The sequence below is a fragment of the Bacillus sp. XF8 genome, assembly GCF_017498755.1.
GTDB lineage: Bacteria > Bacillota > Bacilli > Bacillales > Bacillaceae_G > Bacillus_A > Bacillus_A bingmayongensis.
Genome location: NZ_JAGDQK010000108.1, coordinates 1 through 2311 on the forward strand (window position 1 = coordinate 1; position 2311 = coordinate 2311).

General features: G+C 35.0%; 2 protein-coding genes and 1 pseudogene. All 3 read right to left on the bottom strand.

The genetic code is table 11. The annotated features are described in order from the left end of the window. Window positions 1-323, bottom strand: a pseudogene (locus J4P91_RS28560) (ATP-binding protein); the annotation flags it as partial. A 499-nt stretch (window positions 324-822) separates the two neighbouring features. Next, window positions 823-2025 (bottom strand): Ger(x)C family spore germination protein, encoded by a 1203-nt coding sequence (locus J4P91_RS28565; RefSeq protein WP_207996782.1) that lies wholly within the window; start codon window positions 2023-2025, stop codon window positions 823-825. Then, a partial coding sequence (locus tag J4P91_RS28570; RefSeq protein ID WP_207996783.1) for a GerAB/ArcD/ProY family transporter occupies window positions 2022-2311 on the bottom strand: 290 nt, incomplete at its 5' end. The genes J4P91_RS28565 and J4P91_RS28570, both read right to left, overlap by 4 nt.

Sequence of the window (2311 nt, forward strand, 5' to 3'; positions counted from 1 at the left end):
TGAAAGTCCAGCAAAAATACGTTGGTTATCCTTTTTAACGTCATGGACCTCACCAGCAATTTTTAATGCCTGCTGCCGTAAATCCTCAACCTGAAAGCTCATCTGTTTGTTCTCTAAAGAGTCTAAACTTTTATATAAATCATAAGATTTTTTCGTTATATTTTCAGCATCTTGCAACGTTTTTTTTAATGAACAGCATCTTCATATAAATTGGAGATGAGCATAAGCATGTGTTCATTTTGTTTTTTAATGTGTCTCTCCCTTGACTGCGCTTCATACAGTTTCATCATATTGAAAAAGCTTAGAACTATAAAACTGTGGGAAGTACCCCCTTTCTCACTACTAATCTATATAAATGGCCTGTAAGTAAAAGAATATAGGCTAAGTAAAAAATTCAAAGTCCACCCTTTGAGGCGCTTTCAAATCTAAACTAATAGAAACGTATCTTTAATTTATAATCAAAAGTACAGAATCTTACCAAAAAGTACATTTTTTATAAAACAATTTTTAAAGTATTTAAAAATTCATTTTGGCGTAAAAACATCGAGATAATCACTGTGAATTTCTAAAGGTTCTGGTACAAATATACGAAGAGGAACGAGGATATTACAATAATCCAACTGGTATTCCCCATTAAAAAACGGCAGAACTCAATTAGATGAAATCTTTCGGTATTGATGTAGATCAAGAGCGTATAACGATAGTTTCTGGCACACAAAACGCTTTGGCAATTATATTGATGAAAGAGCTTTGAATTTAAATTCATTTGTTTTGCAATATAATTAATTAGAATTATGCATTCGCGAAATGGAATAAGGCGTCTCACTTTTTGAAGTTTGACGCCCCATAATCTTGTATGGTTACATTCACATGATATTTAATCGGTACCCTACTAAATGTTTGATCCCAATCTTTTTTGACTTTCTCCCATACTTTTGGGTCTTCAATTCTTAATCGGTTTCCAAAGCCAGCAACGTCAACTTGATATTTTTTCTGCATTTTTTCTGTTACATGATGCACCAAGTGCTTTACTTCTTGTTCAGCAGCTTTTTCTGCCCTTTTTAAAAATTCATTTTCAAAACCTTTTCCTGAGTGCATCCAATTTTCAGACACACGCCCTTCTGATTCAATGTTTACATCAAAAGAAATCTTATTTCCCTTAACATGCGGGGTGATTTTGCTTTTTATGGACTTTATCTCGTAGATGATAGGTTGCCCTGTCTTTTTATCAAAGCCTTTTACCACACCACCTTTCCTTTTTCCTTTGATCCATATTAGCCCCTCTAATTCCTCTTCATTTAAAAAACCACGCAACTTATTTGTATTTCCTTTGATTATGGCAGCTCCCGCAAATTTTACTTCACCATTTGTCGAAATTACATTTTGTAAAAGAAAACTAGATCCTGATTCCATCTTACCTCCTAATTTAGCGAGCGATACAGGAGGTAAAATTCTTGTTATTCTATATTGATTATCTCCAATCCCAACCAAATGAAACGCTGGAATTTCTCCTATTTCCTTTGATTCCAGCGTCTCACTAGCTCGCCCCTTGCTGATTAACACAAGACAGCTAAGTCTACTCTCATTTTCACGGAGATACTGATCAAGTAATTGGTCTAAACTATACTTGCGTACAAGATTCTCACTAATCACAATCACTTTTAAATGTGAAGCGAACAAAGGCCGATCTTCTCTTAATGAAAATTCACGGATTATTTGATGAATAGAATCTCCAGTCTCAGAAACATTAACATAACGTTTTTGTTGTGCCCCGTCTCCTTTACTCCCCGTTTGTTGGCTTGCAATTTGATAAGTAGATGTTATAAGGTTTCTTTTAGGATATCCTCCTCCTCGGTCCTTAATCTCTTTCTCAATTGTTGACTCCTTACCTTTATCCAATCCTACAGCTAAAACTAAACTCATCTTTTCAATTTCTTTGCTACTCCAGCACCCTGTCAGAAACAGGAGTACAAGCATCGAAAACAAAGTCAAAAGAACCCGTACATAGTGAAAGTTATTCTTCACGATGGCCCCCCTTTTCTCTTTAATCGCGTGATGATAAGAAGGAGCAGTGGTAGTAACCCAAATAAAAATAAAGCAGTATTGCCGACCATATCCCCGAATTTAAGTAGATCATTTATATTTTTCGAAGTCATAGCAATGATATAAATAATCGGAAGCAAAGCAAACATAAAAGGATGAATGCTCTTTTTGAAGAGTTGTGCTAGCCCCAGTGCAGCAGCGTAGTAACTAATCGTATAGGTAGCAAATATTTGCATAATCCATATTACAAGCAATAAAGATTCAAAAC